The following is a 2,845-nucleotide window of genomic DNA, read 5'->3' on the forward strand; positions in this document are numbered from 1 at the left end:
AGCCACGCGACGGCGTGCTCCTCGCGCGGCTCGGACGCCGGGTCCGCCGCGGGCGCGCCCAGGCCCGTCGGCAGCGGGCGGCGGGACCGGCCCTCGAGGTGCGTGAGGCACGTGTTCGTCGTGATGCGGTACATCCACGTCCGCACCGACGAGCGGCCCTCGAACCGGTCGAACGCGCGCCACGCGCGCAGGTAGGCGTCCTGCAGGACGTCCTCGGCGTCGTGCAGCGACCCGGTCATGCGGTAGCAGTGCGCCAGCAGCTCGCGGCGCAGCGGCTCCACGAGCGTCTCGAAGTCGTGCTCGGTGGTGGTCAGCGTCACACCTCGACGGTAGCGAGCACCACCGACAGCCCGCGACCCCCGGGTGCCAGACTGCCCCGCATGCCGCACTCCCCCGCCGACGAGCCCGTGCACCCCGCCCCCGCGCCGGACGCCGCCGGGGCGACGAGCGCCCCGGACGAGCACTACGACGCCGGTGACCACCTGGGCCACCGCACGTTGCTGGTCGCCGCCGCGTACGTCGTGCTGCGCCGCGGTGACGACGTCCTGCTGCAGCTGCGCCGGGGCACGGGCTACCGCGACGGGCACTGGGCGGTGCTCGCCGGCCACGTCGACCCGGGCGAGTCGGTGCACGAGGCGGCCGTCCGCGAGGCCGCCGAGGAGGCCGGCGTCACGGTGCGCGTCGACGACCTGCGCCCGCTCACGACGCTGCACCGGTTCGAGCGCGGCGGCCCGGCCGTCGAGCAGCGCGTCGACGTGTTCTTCGAGGCGCGGACGTGGACGGGCGACCCGTCGCGTCGCGAGGAGGACAAGGCCGAGCACCTCGCGTGGGTCCCGCTCGCCGACCTCCCGGAGCCCGTCGTGCCGCACGAGCGCCTCGTCCTCGACGCGCTGGCCCGCGGCGAGGACCCGCCGCGGGTCGTGTCGCTGCCGGGCTGAGCCCACCGCGGCGCGCCGACCGCGGCGGCCGTGCGGACCGGTGGCCCGCCCGCGCCGGTGCAGCCCTGCACGGCCCGACGCACGACGACGCCCCGCGGTCGTCGGACCACGGGGCGTCGTCGCAGGTCCGGGCCGCGCCCGGACGTGGAGCGCGGGTCAGCCGGTGTTCTGCACGCCCGCCGCGACACCGTTGACGGTGAGCAGCAGCAGGCGGCGCAGGTCGTCGGCCTGCTCGGTCGCGTCGCCGGTGCGCAGGCCGCGCAGCGCACGGAGCTGGAGCAGCGAGAGCGCGTCGACGTAGGGGCTGCGGAGCTGGACGGCGCGGCCGAGGATCCGGCGGCGCGACAGCACGGCGTCGCTGTCCGTGATGGCCAGGACCGAGCGGCGGGTGAGCACCATCTCGGACAGGACCTTGTCGGCCAGGTCGGGGCGGTCGCCGAGCGCGAGGTAGCGGGCGGCGATCCGCTCGTCCGTCTTCGCGAGCGACATCTCGACGTTGTCGATCATCGTCGTGAACAGCGGCCACTGCGCGTACGCGGCGCGCAGCTCGTCGAGGTCGCCGACGGCGTCGAGCGCCGTCCCGAGCCCGTACCAGCCGGCGAGGTTGATGCGCGCCTGCGACCACGAGAACACCCACGGGATCGCGCGCAGGTCGTCGAGCGACGACACCGACAGGCCGCGACGCGCGGGCCGCGAGCCGATCGGCAGCAGGCCGACCTCCTCGAGCGGCGTGACCTCGGCGAACCACTGCGGGAAGCCCTCGGCCTTGACCAGCTCGTGGAACCGGGTGCGGGACGCGACGTCGAGCTGCTTCGCGAGGTCCGCGAACCGCTCGGACGCGGCCGCGTTGCGCTGCTCGACGGACGGCGTGCTCGCGAGGAGCGTCGCCGCGACGACCTGCTCGATGTGCCGCGCGGCGATGACCGGGTCGCCGTAGCGGGCGAAGATGACCTCGCCCTGCTCGGTGAGCTTGAACCGGCCGTCGACGGAGCCCGGGGGCTGCGCGAGCACCGCGCGGTTGGCGGGGCCGCCGCCACGGCCGAGCGCGCCGCCGCGACCGTGGAAGAGCGTGAGCACGATGTCGTGCCGGCGTGCCCACTCGGTGATGCGCTGCTGCGCGGTGTCGAGGGCGAGCGTCGCCGAGACCGGGCCGACGTCCTTCGACGAGTCGGAGTAGCCGAGCATGACCTCGACGCGGCGGCCGTTCTCCGCAAGGCGCTTCTGCACCTGCGGGATCGCGAGTGCGCCCTCGAGGATGTCGACGCTCGCCTCGAGGTCGGCGAAGGTCTCGAACAGCGGGATCGCGTCGATCACCGGGACGTCGTCGGGCCCGCCGTACGCGAGCTCCGCGAGGCGGTAGACGGCCGCGAGGTGCTCGGCCGACTGCGTGAACGACACGATGTAGCGGCGCGCGGCCGCGAGGCCGAACCGGCGCTGGACGGTGCCGAGCGCGCGGAACGTGTCGAGGACCTCGAGCGTGCGCGGCTCCAGGGTGCCGTCGACGCCGTTCGCCTCGATGTCCGCGAGCGCGGACTCGTGCACCTGCGAGTGCTGGCGCACCTCGAGCTCGGCGAGGTGGAAGCCGAACGTCTGGACCTGCCACAGCAGGCGCTGCAGGTCCCCGTACGCCGAGCGGGACGCACCGGCCTCGACGAGCGAGCGCTGCACGACGAGCAGGTCGGCCTCGAGCTCCTGGGGCGAGCCGTACGCGAGGTCGGCGTCGCGGCGACGGGTCGCGGCGATGCGCTCGGCGAGCACGAGCACGACGCGGCGGTGCGGCTCGTTGGGGGCCTCGCCCGCGACGCGCGCGGTGATCTCCTCCGACAGCAGGCGCTGGCGCTGCCAGAGCGCGCCCAGCTCGGCCGACGGCGGCGTCATGTCGGTGCCGAGCGTGAGGCCCGCGGCGG

Annotated in this window: 3 protein-coding genes; 1 reads left to right on the forward strand and 2 read right to left on the reverse strand. The window is 75.4% G+C overall.

The window, feature by feature from the left end; all coding sequences use genetic code 11:
- A partial coding sequence (locus HGA02_RS15395; protein ID WP_168679927.1) for a sigma-70 family RNA polymerase sigma factor occupies positions 1 to 320 on the reverse strand: 320 nt, incomplete at its 3' end.
- 60 nt (positions 321 to 380) lie between these two features.
- Here HGA02_RS15395 and HGA02_RS15400 point away from each other — a divergent pair.
- Positions 381 to 938, forward strand: a complete 558-nt coding sequence (locus HGA02_RS15400; protein ID WP_168679929.1) for an NUDIX domain-containing protein — start codon at positions 381 to 383, stop codon at positions 936 to 938.
- Positions 939 to 1,094: 156 nt separating this feature from the next.
- Here the strand turns inward: HGA02_RS15400 and HGA02_RS15405 are convergent.
- Positions 1,095 to 2,845, reverse strand: a 1,751-nt coding sequence (locus HGA02_RS15405; protein WP_168679931.1) for a phosphoenolpyruvate carboxylase, incomplete at its 5' end; no start/stop codon positions are given.

It is taken from the genome of Cellulomonas septica (genome assembly GCF_012396155.1).
Classification (GTDB): Bacteria; Actinomycetota; Actinomycetes; order Actinomycetales; family Cellulomonadaceae; genus Cellulomonas; species Cellulomonas septica.

What these genes read in the sequence shown, in the direction of transcription:
- HGA02_RS15400 (WP_168679929.1), top strand. Translation starts at nt 381, where the DNA reads ATGCCGCACTCCCCCGCCGACGAGCCCGTGCACCCCGCCCCCGCGCCG.